The sequence below is a fragment of the Prolixibacter sp. SD074 genome, from assembly GCF_009617895.1.
GTDB lineage: Bacteria > Bacteroidota > Bacteroidia > Bacteroidales > Prolixibacteraceae > Prolixibacter.
On the sequence record NZ_BLAW01000001.1, the window covers coordinates 966,734 to 979,280 of the forward strand.

Sequence of the window (12,547 nt, forward strand, 5' to 3'; positions counted from 1 at the left end):
GAAATTGCTGCGGTCGTCATCAATCTGAATAATTTTATCAATATCCAATAACTAAAAAGTTAGTTTACATTGAAGTTTATGAGAGCGTTTGCTTAATGTAGCTCGTTACATTGTCTTGAATACGAGCGGCAACGTCGTTGGCTTCGGCTTTTTGAAACGTATCACCGGTAATTTTCTCGAACAGCTCAATGTATCGGTTGGAAACCTGGTTGACAAACTCTTCGTTCATCTCCGGAACTTTCTGGCCATCCTGTCCCTGGAAACCATTTTCGATTAACCACTGACGCACAAATTCTTTCGACAGTTGCTTTTGCTTTTCGCCATTGGCCAATCTTTCTTCGTAGCCATCAGCATAAAAATAGCGTGATGAATCCGGTGTATGAATCTCGTCAATCAGGTAAATCTGACCATTTTTCTTACCGAATTCATACTTGGTATCTACCAAAATCAGCCCCTTTTCGGCCGCCATTTCGGTTCCCAGCTGAAATAATTCGTGCGTATATTTCTCAAGTAACACGTAGTCTTCCTCGCTTACCAGTCCCTTAACCAAAATTTCCTCACGGGAAATATCCTCATCATGGCCTTCGTCGGCTTTGGTTGTAGGAGTGAGGAGTGGTTGAGCAAATTTCTGATTTTCTTTCATTCCCTCCGGGAGAGGAACGCCGCACAACGAGCGCTTTCCATCACGGTACTCGCGCCAGGCGTGCCCCGTCAGGTAACCACGAATGACCATCTCTACTTTGAAAGGCTCACACATATGTCCAACAGTGACCATTGGGTCAGGAGTCGCGATTTTCCAGTTCGGAACAATGTCCGAAGTTGCATCCAAAAATTTAGATGCGATCTGGTTCAGAACCTGTCCTTTGTAAGGAATGCCTTCCGGGAGCACCACATCGAAGGCAGAAATCCGGTCGGAAACAATCATTACAAGGTAATCGTCGTTGATGTTATACACATCGCGCACTTTTCCTTTGTAAACACTTTTTTGTCCGGGAAAATTGAAATCTGTCCGGGTAATGGCTTTACTGCTCATGTTGATAAAGTTTAATAGTTTTAAAAATGCTTATTTCGATTTATCATAACGGTCGTATGCTTCAACAATATCGCGTACCAAACGGTGCCGGATAATATCGCCCTTGTCAAATTCAATGATGGAAATTCCTTCTAAATCCTTTAAAATTCGGAGTGCAGTTATCAAGCCCGAAGGCTGCTTTTTGGGTAGGTCAATCTGCGTAATGTCACCGGTAATCACATATTTGGTATTTAGTCCCATTCGGGTTAAAAACATCTTCAATTGCGGGATAGAAGTATTCTGAGCTTCGTCCAAAATAACATAGGCATTGCTGAGTGTACGTCCGCGCATAAATGCCAGTGGTGCAATCTGAATGACGCCATCTTTCAGAAATTCTTCAAGCTTTCGCGGTGGAATCATATCAAGCAGCGCATCATACAACGGCTGCAGATATGGATCGATCTTCTCCTTCAAATCTCCCGGTAGGAAGCCTAGATTTTCACCAGCTTCAACAGCCGGGCGACTCAGGATGATCCGTTTGATTTCACGGTTTTTCAACGCCCGAACGGCTAAAGCAATGGCCGTGTAGGTTTTTCCTGAACCAGCCGGGCCGATGGCAAAGATCAAATCGTCTTCTTTCGCCTTTTCAACCAGCTTTCGCTGATTGGGAGTACGTGCCCTTATGGGTTTCCCGGAGTTTCCGAAAAGTAAAATATCTTCCTGTCCGGGAAATTGCCGGTCGATGGTTTCCGCGTTCATCATAATTTGATGAATGCTCTCGTCGGACAATGAATTGTAATGGTAGTAGTGGTCGAGTACCAGCTGAAATTTGGTGGTAAACTCCTCTATTTCCGTATGTTCACCTTTTACTTTGACGTTGTGCCCACGGGCAGTGATGATTAGTTTTGGAAAGTAGGACTTTATCAAATCAATTTTACTGCTCCGCACTCCAAAGAAAGAAGTATGTTCTACGCCTTCGAGTTCAAAAATCTTTTCGATCATAAACATTTATTATCACCTCAATGAAAGGCACTACAAAATAAACACTTTTTTTCGTGTTGATACGACAACCTTCCGGCAGATTACCCCCACAAAAGAATTTATTAACTTCGTTCGCAAATCAAAACTCAGTAAAGCCGTTTTGGTTTATAAAAAATAAATTATCATTCTCTAAATAAAGGATTACATGGCGAAGAAGGAACATCTGGATGCATTTGGAAAGTTACTGGATATAATGGACGAACTAAGGGTGAAATGTCCGTGGGACCGAAAGCAGACCTTTGAATCGCTTCGAAAGTTAACCATCGAAGAAACGTACGAATTGGGTGGCGCTATCATTGAGCGCGACTTACCGGAAATCAAAAAAGAGTTGGGTGATATTCTGCTGCATATCGTCTTTTACGCCAAGATTGGCGACGAAATGGACTCGTTCGACATTGGTGATGTGATAAACGCACTGACGGAAAAACTAATTTACCGGCATCCCCACGTTTTCGGCGACGTTTCGGTAGCTGATGCTAACGAAGTAGAGGAAAACTGGGAAGCACTGAAATTGAAGGAAAAAGGTCGTAAGAAGAAAGTTCTGGAAGGCGTTCCCACATCGCTTCCGGCACTGGTTAAGGCTAATCGGATACAGGAAAAGGCGAGGGGGGTTGGCTTTGATTGGGAATACCGGGAACAGGTTTGGGACAAGGTGAAAGAAGAACTGGCGGAGGTAGAGCACGAAATGAAAGTAAATGACCCGGTCAAAATGGAACAGGAATTTGGCGATCTATTCTTTTCGCTGGTTAATGCCGCACGTTTGTATGATATTGATCCGGAAACGGCCCTGGAACGCACGAATCGCAAATTCATCCACCGATTTAATTACCTGGAAGAGAAAACGCTCGGTAACGGACGTTCCATGCATGATATGAGCCTGGAAGAGATGGACATATACTGGGAGGAGGCCAAAAAACTGGATAATAAGTAATCAAAAAAGAGGGTGTCCGAAAAGTCCAAAGAGCATTTTCAGAACTATCAAATTGTAAGTACAGCTTTAGTTATTTACCCCTAAATCCCCTGAAGGGGACTTTAAGCCTCACCTTTAGGGAGTCCCGATGTCCATCGGGAGGAGGGGTAAATCCAAGATTGCTTTCAATTTGAAAGTAAACACTTTTCCAATTCAACTTTTCGGACACCCTCTTTTAATTGCTGTTATTTTCTAATGCCTTGGGCGGGCCTGCCGGTGAGACAATCTTGACCACCATTTTATTTTCTTTGACATTGTAATCAATGGTTATTGTTGAGCCATCTTCAATCCGGTTTTGGATAATGGCTTCTGCCATTTCATCCTCGAGGTATTTTTGAATAGCCCTTTTCAACGGACGCGCTCCAAACTGTGGATCAAAACCTTTATCAGAAATAAAATCTTTTGCCTTATTTGTAATTTTCAGTTTGTAATTCAATGCTTCAACACGTTCGTACAAGCCTTTAAGCTCGATATCGATAATCTTGCCTATTTGCTCCTTCGATAAAGTATTGAAGAGAACCACATCGTCCACACGGTTCAAAAATTCCGGTGCAAAAGCACGTTTCAGCGCTTTCTGAATAATATATTTAGCATGCTCGTTCTCATCATCAGGTGTTTTATTGGTATTGAAGCCCAACCCCTGACCGAAGTCTTTCAGTTGGCGGGTCCCAATATTGGAAGTCATGATGATAATCGTATTTCGAAAGTCAATCTTGCGACCTAAACTATCCGTCAGACGACCTTCATCCAATACCTGAAGAAGCAGGTTGAAAACATCCGGGTGTGCTTTCTCAATTTCATCCAACAACACAACGGCATAAGGTTTTCTCCTTACTTTTTCTGTCAACTGGCCACCTTCTTCGTACCCAACATATCCCGGAGGAGCACCCACCAACCGCGAAACAGAGAATTTCTCCATGTATTCGCTCATATCAATGCGAATCAGCGCTTCACTGCTGTCGAACAGATATTCAGCCAATACTTTCGCCAACTGCGTTTTTCCAACCCCGGTAGGACCAAGGAAGATGAAAGTTCCAATTGGTTTGTTTGGATCCTTCAATCCCGCACGGTTTCGCTGAATCGCCTTGGTAATCTTTTCCAAAGCTTCATCCTGGCCAATCACATTTGCTTTCAGATCGGCCAGCATGTTTTTCAGCTTTTTACCTTCTGCTTCAGCAATACGCTGTACAGGAATACCGGACATCATAGAAACTACATCGGCAACTTGTTCTTCACCAACAGTTTCACGGTGATTTTCCAACTCTTTTTCCCAGTCATCCTTCTCTTTGTCAAGTTTGGCCAACAGGTTTTTTTCCTTGTCCCGAAAGCTGGCAGCCAACTCGAAATTCTGGCTTTTTACAGCCTGAATTTTTTCGTTCCGGGTACCCTCAATTTCGTCCTCCAGCTTAATAATCCTGTCAGGAACCGTAATATTTGAGATATGAACCCTTGAACCTGATTCATCCAATGCATCAATTGCCTTATCAGGAAGATGCCGGTCGGTAATGTATCGGGTTGTGAGTTTCACGCAAGCGTCAATCGCTTCCGGCGTGTAAATTACGTTATGGTGATCTTCGTAACGTTCTTTGATGTTATTAAGAATCTCGATGGTTTCTTCAATACTGGTTGGTTCCACCATTACTTTTTGGAAACGACGCTCCAAGGCACCGTCTTTTTCGATGTGTTGGCGGTATTCATCAAGCGTAGTGGCGCCAATACATTGAATATCACCGCGGGCTAACGCAGGTTTTAACATATTGGCAGCATCCAGCGAACCGGTAGCGCCGCCGGCACCAACAATCGTGTGAATCTCATCGATGAAAAGAATCACATTGTCCACTTTCGAAAGTTCGTTGAGAATCGCTTTCATGCGTTCTTCAAACTGTCCGCGATATTTTGTTCCAGCTACAATAGAAGCCAAGTCGAGGCTTACCACGCGTTTGTCGAACAATATGCGCGACACTTTTTTCTGTGCGATGCGCAAGGCCAGACCTTCTACAATAGCCGATTTACCAACGCCAGGTTCTCCAATTAAAACTGGGTTGTTTTTCTTGCGCCGGCTTAAAACCTGTGCAATCCGCTCGATCTCTTTCTGACGGCCAACAATCGGATCAAGGCTGCCTTCAACGGCTGCTTTGGTAATATCGATACCAAAATTATCGAGAACCGGAGTTTCGGTTTTGGGAGAAGAACCTTTGGTGCTACCTGAACCAGACGGCCCACTTCCGCTACCACGACCACCATACATATCGTCCTGGTCATCGCTGTCTTCCGGAAAATCGGATTTGTTTTCGGTCTTTGAAAGATGCCCGAGTTCGGTTTTTACATCGTCATAACCCAGCCCATAGTCATTGAACAGCTGACTTACCAGGCTATTTTGATCTTTCAGAATAGCCAGGAGTAAATGTCCTGTACTAATGGTCTGTTCGTTCAATGAGCGTGCCTCGAGATAAACAATTTTGAGAACCTTCTCGGTACTTTTCATCAATGGTACCGACGCATCGGGCCCAAGTGGTTTGTCATTAATAACTGCTTTTTCCACATCCTTCTTGATGCCGGAGAAATCAATACCTAGCTGGGTCATGATATCAATGGCGACTCCCTCACCATCTCTTAGAATTCCAAGAAAAAGGTGTTCGGTTCCAATGTGATCATTCCCCAACCGGATGGCTTCTTCGCGGCTGTAGGAGAGGACATCTTTTATTCTGGGTGAAAATTTTGAATCCATACTCATCAGCTAACTGTGTTTGCAATTGCTTATCAAATACTGTTCCGGGTAATCCGAAATTACTAAAATAGCTATTATTTCAGTTTTTTTCAAGGTGTTTTAGCCAAATTAACAACCGATCGCACCAGCATGTTCAGTGGATTCGTGCTGGAAACGAGAAAGTTTACTAATCCATAATTTATTATCTGTCAAAATATGTAACCTTTCTGACTTTTCGTCATTTGAAAGCCCAAACAATATGTAAAGCAGGAGTTTGGGTTTGTCAGTAAATTGAAGCGCAAATAATTCTCATAGATACCTATATTTTACTATTTTTGTGTGACCTAAAAAGAGACGTTAGAAATTTTTAATTTAAAGTAAATGGCTGACGGAGAAAAGATAATTAAGATAAATATTGAAGAGCAGATGAAATCTGCCTACATCGACTACTCGATGTCGGTAATTGTTTCAAGAGCTCTTCCGGATGTTCGTGACGGACTGAAGCCAGTTCACCGAAGAATCCTGTTTGGAATGGGCGAGTTGGGAATTTACTCCAATCGCTCGTATAAGAAATCAGCAAGGATTGTTGGTGAGGTATTGGGGAAATACCACCCGCACGGTGATTCCTCGGTATATTTTGCCATGGTTCGTATGGCACAGCGTTGGTCGATGAGATATCCGCTGGTTGATGGACAGGGAAACTTTGGGTCGGTCGACGGTGATAGTCCGGCTGCCATGCGTTATACCGAAGCCCGTCTTCAAAAACTCGCAGAAGAAGCATTAGCCGATCTGGACAAGAATACGGTTGACTTTGCCCCCAATTTCGATGAGTCGCTGAAAGAACCCACTGTTCTCCCGGCCAAATTTCCGAATTTGCTGGTTAACGGTGCATCGGGTATTGCAGTGGGTATGGCAACTAATATGCCACCACACAACCTGACCGACACCATTGAAGCGATTAATGCCTATATCGACAATCCTGACATAGAAGTGGATGAGTTGATCGATTTGATCAAGGCACCCGATTTCCCGACAGGGGGAATCATTTATGGATACTCTGGCGTACGTGAAGCTTATGAAACCGGTCGTGGGCGGGTTGTCATGCGTGGAAAATCAGAGATTGAGGTAACGCCGAACGGAAGGGAAAAACTGGTCATTACCGAAATTCCATATTTGGTTAACAAGGCAGAACTGATTATTAAAATCGCTGAACTGGTTAACGAAAAGAAAATCGACGGAATTGCCAATATCAATGATGAGTCGGACCGTAAAGGAATGCGTATTGTGGTCGATATCAAACGTGATGACATGGCCAGTGTTGTACTGAATAAGCTGTATAAGTACACTCAGTTACAGTCGACGTTCAGTGTAAACAACATTGCGTTGGTAAAAGGCCGTCCACGTATGTTGAACCTTCGAGACCTGATTCACTATTTTGTTGAACATCGTCACGAAGTAGTTGTCCGGCGCACAAAGTACGAGCTGGACCAGGCAGAAAAAAAAGCTCATGTCTTACGCGGTTTAATTATCGCAATCGATAATCTGGATGCTGTCATCAGCCTGATTCGTGCATCAAAAACGCCGGAAGAGGCAAGAGAAGGCCTTATGGCGAATTTTGATCTGGATGAGATTCAGGCCCGCGCCATTCTGGATATGCGTTTGCAGAAACTGACCGGGCTGGAGCGTGACAAATTGCACGAAGAGTACGCTGAGCTGATGAAGCAAATCGAATATCTGAAAGATATCCTGGCCAATGAGCCTCTCCGGATGAAGATTATCAAAGATGAATTACTAGAGATTCAGGGCCGGTATGGTGACGAAAGAAGAACAGAAATCATCCATTCAGCAGAAGAGTTTAATCCGGAAGATTTCTACGCCGATGATGAAATGGTCATCACCATTTCGCACATGGGATACATGAAGCGTACACCTTTAACTGAATTCCGTACGCAGTCCCGCGGAGGTGTTGGTTCCCGTGGTTCAACCACGCGTGAAGAAGATTTTCTGGAGTACTTGTTTATCGCCACGATGCACAACACCATTCTGCTGTTTACTGAGAAAGGTAAATGTTTCTGGCTGAAGGTTTATGAAATTCCGGAAGGCACAAAAGCCTCCAAGGGACGTGCAATTCAAAACCTGCTGAATATTGAGCCGGACGACAACGTTAAAGCATTCATCAACGTTAAAAATCTGAAGGACGAAGATTACATCAATAACAATTATATCATTCTTTGTACTAAGAAAGGTGTAATCAAGAAAACATCACTCGAGGCTTATTCGCGTCCACGCCAAAATGGGGTAAATGCCATTACAATTCGTGAGAATGACCAATTATTGGAAGCACGGCTGACCAACGGTAATAACGAAATCATGATGGCAGTGCGCACCGGAAAAGCTATTCGTTTCCCGGAAGATAAGGTGAGGGCCATTGGCCGTACAGGGGCTGGAGTACGCGGTATTACGCTGGGTAACGACAAGGATGAACTTGTTGGTATGGTTTGTGTGGAGAATGAAAGCGAGGATATCCTTGTGGTGTCTGAACACGGATTCGGAAAGCGTTCTAAAATTGATGATTACCGGGTGACCAATAGGGGAGGTAAAGGTGTAAAAACCCTTAATGTTACCCCGAAAACGGGTTCATTGGTAGCAATAAAAAGCGTAAGTAACGATGACGACCTGATGATCATCACACAGTCGGGCGTTACCATCCGTCTTCCCGTCAAGGATATTCGGATGACGGGACGTGCTGCACAAGGCGTTAAGCTCATTAACCTGAGAGAAGATGACTCAATTGCATCTGTTGCCCGTGTAGGGGCCGCCGACACTGGAATTGATGTTTCAGATGATGCAGTACAGGCTGATAATGAATCTGATAACGGAGTAGTAGAATAATTTGTTGGAAAGTTTGTACTTTCTGAAAATTCAAGCAAATTTGTAAGTAGCAAAATGATAATCAATTCAAACATGAAAAAAGTATTCTTTGTAGTCATCCTACTTCTTGCCGGAACTACTGTATTCGCGCAGAAAGGTAAAGTATCCAGTGCTGAAAATTATAAGGAAAGCGGAAAGCTGGACAAAGCTCTGGAGACCATAGAGCAAACGGTTGATCCGAATAATGACAAATCAAACAAAACGCTTGATTGGCCTCGTACATGGGAAGTTCGTGGTGAAATCTATCAGGCTATTTTTGCATCGAAAGATGAGAATTATAAAAAACTGAGTGACAATCCGTTGGAAGAAGCCTACAAATCATATATGAAGGCCCTGTCGTTGGATGATAAAGGCCGTTATGCCAACGGTATCAAAATTAAATTGACATTCCTGATTCAGGATTTGACAAAGGCCGCTGTTAATGCCTTTCAGGCAGAAAAATATGATGATGCCACCCGGTACTTTGAAAACATTTTGGATATTGAAAAGACCGATATGTTCAAGAAGGATACACCGGTTGATACAGTCATTATTTACAATACCGGTTTAGCGGCAGCCAATGCCAAGCAGTATAAAAAAGCAATTGACTACTTTAAAGAGTGTATCAAATACAATTACAATGGTGGCGCTTCATATGGTCAAATCATCAGCGCATGCGAAGCCATGGGTGATACCACAGCTGCTGTCAGCGCAATGAAAGAAGGTTTTGAAGCATATCCGGAAAGTCAGAACATACTGGTTTCGCTAATCAACTACTACATGTCGAAGAATAAATCGGAAGATGCAATTTCATATCTTGATAAAGCCATTGAGAAAGATCCGAAAAATCCGACATTCTATTTTGCTAAAGGAGCAGCTCTTGATAAACTGGGCCGCTCAGACGAAGCATTGAAAGCATATCAGCAGGCAACTGAAGTAAACCCGAAATTTGCAGATGCATATTATAACATGGGTGTTGTCTATTTCAACCGGGGTGTGAAACAGCTGGAAGTTGCTGCGAAGATACCGCCGACACAACAGGATAAATACGAAGCTGAAAAAGGGAAAGCTGATGTTCAGTTCAAGAAAGCAATTCCTTATATGGAAAAAGCCAGCGAACTAAACCCGAAAGACCGCTTTATTCTGGAGCATCTCAAAAACTTGTATTACCGTCTGAAAATGATGGATAAGTTCAAAGAAGTTCAAGCCAGGCTCGACAGTTTGAAATAATTCAACAAGTATACCAAAGCAGGGAGGCCAATTAGCTTCCCTGTTTTTCGAAACACTAAAATAACATAATATTAATTATAAGACAAGCGAGTATTAGTATATAGTAGCATGAGACAAGCAATTTTCATTATCGGACTCATTTTACTTGGGGCGATTACGAGCGAGGCACAAAATTCAAAATCGAAACAAAGCAATCAAACTATGGTGAAGAAAACAGACAAAGAATGGAAAGAGAACTTAACGCCACTACAATACGATGTTACACGGAAATCGGCAACTGAAAGACCGTTTACCGGTGTTTATTACGATTTCTATCAAAAAGGTTCATACCATTGTGTTTGTTGTGGCGCTTTGCTGTTCGATTCTGGTTCCAAGTTTCAATCTGGCTGTGGTTGGCCTAGTTTCAGCGATATTGCGGACAATAAAAATATAAAAGAAGTCAGGGACACCAGTCACGGCATGATTCGAACCGAAGTTCGTTGTGCCCACTGCGATGCTCACCTGGGACATGTTTTTAACGATGGCCCGCCACCAACCGGGTTGCGTTACTGCATTAATTCAGCGGCGCTGAAATTCGTTCCTGATAAAGATACTACTCCATCTCCATGTCAATAGAACGGGTAATATAGCCTGAATAATCTTTAATGCGTGGTTTGTATTCTTTGTGAAACAGTTCCGATGAGATCAGAAAATCTGCAGTTGAACGGTTCGAAGCCGTTGGGACGTTGTACAATACCGAAATACGCAACAATGCTTTCACGTCGACATCGTGCGGCTGCGGCTGCATGGGATCCCAAAAAAAGATGACCACGTCAATCAGGCCTTCGCAAATCATCGCTCCTAATTGCTGATCACCACCCAATGGTCCTGATTTCAAACGGGTTAATTCTGGTGGAACGGCATCGTTTTCAATGCATTTCTGATTAATGACTTCTTCAACCAGTTTTCCGGTAGTTCCAGTGCCAACCAAAGAATGTTGAGCCAGTTCATTCCAGTTGTAGCTCACCCATTCCATCATATCTTTCTTCCGGTTGTCATGTGCAACCAGTGCGATTCTTTTCTTCTTTTTCATTATTTCTGACATTATACCCTGATTTAATTTAGTCCAAGACGGTTAAAAATCCTGATATGATTATGCCGTAAAGCTACTAAATAAACATAACTGTCGAAGCGAAAAAATGCTTACCAAAACTTCAATTTTTCATGAATAAACAACACAATGCCCGATTTGTGTTCATATTCCCTTAATGAATAATTGTCGAATTTTGGTATGTTGTTCTCACAGAGAATCAAGCGGACCAGCTGTGCGTACTGACTTTTCTCAGAATAGCGGCTTAAATACGGGAGTAGTTCAATGGATGAGGCTCCTTTCCAGCGTTTCATCCGGAATTTTTTGTAGTATGGCACCCTGGCAATGGTCAGGTAATAGTTACTGATGGATTGTATGTAGGAAGAATAACTTTTCAGGTAAATCGTACGTCCATTTCGTTTGTATTTTGATGCGATGCGCGAATCGTCCTTATCGAACGACCAAACGCCAAAAATGTTATTCCCTTCCCGGAAGAAACGCGATGTACCCCAGCCCGATTCCAACGCCGCCTGAGCAATGGCTAAACTTACCGGATGGGGATAAATCCTCCGTTTCAGTACGTTTATGGAATCAGTATGGTACTTCTTAAACATGTGATTCAGGAATGCTGTATCTGAGCGGGCTACACGTTCTCCCGCATCCATACGATTTTCAACAAATTCGACATGCCGCAAATCTTCCATCAGTTGATGGCGAACCACGAGTACCGCCGGCAACATAAACTGAATGAATTTCTCCTTACGAACCTGCGGATCTAAATCGGTAAAATCAGGTACGCCCTGGTAGCTAACGGGAATAATAGTGGAATCGCCGGGAGGGATAATGCTGTCAATACTGCCAATTTGTTTCTCCAGCAACTGTAGTTTCCTGGTTTTGAATTTAGGTGTTCGGGTTAGTAAAGCAACCAATATCACTACTCCGGTAACGACAATAACTTGAAAAAGTCTGTTCCTTTGCCTTCGTTTCATAAGTTACAAATGTAGGCTAAAAATACGAATACCATGCCAGGGAGGATCTCCCGCAGCATGGTATTCCATATTTTATCAATAAAAAGTATCAGATAATCAGTTAAATGACTTCTTAAGTCCTGCTACCCAATCTTCGATACGTTTATTGGTTTTTCGAGCCTGATTTTCCTGGTCGAGTGCTAGTCCTGCAAATTTGTCACCCCGAACGCTTACCGAGCTTTCGAAATTGTATTCATCGGCCGGAACAAACCCTACGAGCTCAGCACCCTGTTGTTCCATCAGTTTGCCCATTATACCGATTCCGTCACAGAAATTCTCCGGATAATTGATCTGATCGCCCAATCCGAAGATGGCCACTTTTTTGCCTTTTAAATCCATTTCTTCGATAGCTGGAACAAATTCGTCCCAGTAATTAGGCAATTCACCATCGAACCAGGTGGGCACACCCAGTACCAGGTTATCGAAACCGGCGAACTTCTTTTCGTCAACTTCCTCCACATTAAGGGCCTCTACATCTTTCTCACCTAAAGCTTTCTGTATCTTTTCGGCCACTTTAGCGGTTTTCTGTGTATGGAAACTATAGAATAATCCTATTTTCTTCATTGCTAAATGGTTAATC

General features: G+C 43.1%; 10 protein-coding genes. 4 read left to right on the top strand and 6 right to left on the bottom strand.

What is annotated here, in order from left to right; genetic code table 11:
• Window positions 1-76: 76 nt before the first annotated feature.
• Both GJU82_RS04225 and GJU82_RS04230 read right to left on the bottom strand, forming a co-directional pair.
• The gene (locus GJU82_RS04225) at window positions 77-1,033 is read right to left on the bottom strand and encodes a phosphoribosylaminoimidazolesuccinocarboxamide synthase (protein WP_153631008.1); all 957 of its coding nucleotides are present in this window, start codon (window positions 1,031-1,033) and stop codon (window positions 77-79) included.
• Window positions 1,034-1,063: 30 nt separating this feature from the next.
• Complete coding sequence (locus tag GJU82_RS04230) at window positions 1,064-2,014, bottom strand: PhoH family protein (protein WP_153631009.1); 951 nt, start codon at window positions 2,012-2,014, stop codon at window positions 1,064-1,066.
• A 184-nt stretch (window positions 2,015-2,198) separates the two neighbouring features.
• Here GJU82_RS04230 and mazG point away from each other — a divergent pair, with 184 nt between their 5' ends.
• Window positions 2,199-2,984: a nucleoside triphosphate pyrophosphohydrolase gene (gene mazG / locus GJU82_RS04235; RefSeq protein ID WP_153631010.1), complete on the top strand. Its 786-nt coding sequence runs from the start codon at window positions 2,199-2,201 to the stop codon at window positions 2,982-2,984.
• A gap of 214 nt (window positions 2,985-3,198) precedes the next feature.
• Here the strand turns inward: mazG and GJU82_RS04240 are convergent, their stop codons facing one another.
• Entirely contained in the window at window positions 3,199-5,751 is a 2,553-nt protein-coding gene (locus tag GJU82_RS04240; RefSeq protein WP_153633297.1) for an ATP-dependent Clp protease ATP-binding subunit, read from the bottom strand.
• Window positions 5,752-6,111: 360 nt separating this feature from the next.
• Here GJU82_RS04240 and gyrA point away from each other — a divergent pair, with 360 nt between their 5' ends.
• From gyrA to msrB, 3 genes are all read left to right on the top strand, one after another.
• A complete protein-coding gene (gene gyrA / locus GJU82_RS04245; protein ID WP_153631011.1) occupies window positions 6,112-8,622 on the top strand; it encodes a DNA gyrase subunit A in 2,511 nt (836 codons plus the stop codon).
• Between the two features lie 72 nt (window positions 8,623-8,694).
• The gene (locus tag GJU82_RS04250) at window positions 8,695-9,870 is read left to right on the top strand and encodes a lipopolysaccharide assembly protein LapB (protein ID WP_194830963.1); all 1,176 of its coding nucleotides are present in this window, start codon (window positions 8,695-8,697) and stop codon (window positions 9,868-9,870) included.
• A 201-nt stretch (window positions 9,871-10,071) separates the two neighbouring features.
• A complete protein-coding gene (msrB, locus tag GJU82_RS04255; protein WP_153633298.1) occupies window positions 10,072-10,485 on the top strand; it encodes a peptide-methionine (R)-S-oxide reductase MsrB in 414 nt (137 codons plus the stop codon).
• Here msrB and GJU82_RS04260 read toward each other — a convergent pair.
• From GJU82_RS04260 to GJU82_RS04270, 3 genes are all read right to left on the bottom strand, one after another.
• Window positions 10,463-10,954, bottom strand: coding sequence for a methylglyoxal synthase (locus GJU82_RS04260; protein ID WP_228488563.1), 492 nt, complete (start codon window positions 10,952-10,954; stop codon window positions 10,463-10,465). The genes msrB and GJU82_RS04260 overlap by 23 nt on opposite strands.
• 98 nt (window positions 10,955-11,052) lie before the next feature.
• Entirely contained in the window at window positions 11,053-11,928 is an 876-nt protein-coding gene (locus GJU82_RS04265; RefSeq protein WP_153631013.1) for a glucosaminidase domain-containing protein, read from the bottom strand.
• Window positions 11,929-12,024: 96 nt separating this feature from the next.
• Window positions 12,025-12,531: a flavodoxin gene (locus tag GJU82_RS04270; RefSeq protein ID WP_153631014.1), complete on the bottom strand. Its 507-nt coding sequence runs from the start codon at window positions 12,529-12,531 to the stop codon at window positions 12,025-12,027.
• Window positions 12,532-12,547 lie beyond the last annotated feature (16 nt).

Coding starts and splice junctions, on each gene's coding strand:
- GJU82_RS04225 (WP_153631008.1), bottom strand. CDS start 1,033: ATGAGCAGTAAAGCCATTACCCGGACAGATTTCAATTTTCCCGGACAA.
- GJU82_RS04230 (WP_153631009.1), bottom strand. CDS start 2,014: ATGATCGAAAAGATTTTTGAACTCGAAGGCGTAGAACATACTTCTTTC.
- mazG (WP_153631010.1), top strand. CDS start 2,199: ATGGCGAAGAAGGAACATCTGGATGCATTTGGAAAGTTACTGGATATA.
- GJU82_RS04240 (WP_153633297.1), bottom strand. CDS start 5,751: ATGGATTCAAAATTTTCACCCAGAATAAAAGATGTCCTCTCCTACAGC.
- gyrA (WP_153631011.1), top strand. CDS start 6,112: ATGGCTGACGGAGAAAAGATAATTAAGATAAATATTGAAGAGCAGATG.
- GJU82_RS04250 (WP_194830963.1), top strand. CDS start 8,695: ATGAAAAAAGTATTCTTTGTAGTCATCCTACTTCTTGCCGGAACTACT.
- msrB (WP_153633298.1), top strand. CDS start 10,072: ATGGTGAAGAAAACAGACAAAGAATGGAAAGAGAACTTAACGCCACTA.
- GJU82_RS04260 (WP_228488563.1), bottom strand. CDS start 10,954: ATGTCAGAAATAATGAAAAAGAAGAAAAGAATCGCACTGGTTGCACAT.
- GJU82_RS04265 (WP_153631013.1), bottom strand. CDS start 11,928: ATGAAACGAAGGCAAAGGAACAGACTTTTTCAAGTTATTGTCGTTACC.
- GJU82_RS04270 (WP_153631014.1), bottom strand. CDS start 12,531: ATGAAGAAAATAGGATTATTCTATAGTTTCCATACACAGAAAACCGCT.